This window comes from Sphingobium sp. LMC3-1-1.1, assembly GCF_040676285.1.
Taxonomy (GTDB): Bacteria; Pseudomonadota; Alphaproteobacteria; order Sphingomonadales; family Sphingomonadaceae; genus Sphingobium.
Genome location: NZ_JBEGHQ010000075.1, coordinates 1 through 279, shown reverse-complemented (window position 1 = coordinate 279; position 279 = coordinate 1). Strand labels below are relative to the sequence as shown.

Genomic DNA, 279 nt, shown 5'->3' with positions numbered 1-279 from the left:
TCGATTCACGAATGGCCAGGCCATCGATCCAGCAGCGCGTCTTGACGAGTTCCTTCAGCTCCTCGGCGCTCACCGGCGCGACACGAAAGCCCTTCTGCTCCTCGAGCGCGACGAAGCCTTCTGAAAGGAGCCGGTTGAGAGCTTCCCGAACGGGGCTGCTGGCCGTGTTGAACCGCTTGCGCAGGGCTTCGGCACGGATCTTCTCGCCAGGACGCATCCGCCCGCTGAGAATGTCGGCGCGCAACTGCGCATAGACGGACTGGGTCAACGTCGCCGTTT

The 279-nt window shown here is 63.4% G+C and carries 1 protein-coding gene; it reads right to left on the bottom strand.

From position 1 onward, the window contains the following. A partial coding sequence (locus MRBLMC3_RS21150) for a GntR family transcriptional regulator (RefSeq protein WP_363832122.1) occupies positions 1-279 on the bottom strand: 279 nt, incomplete at both ends.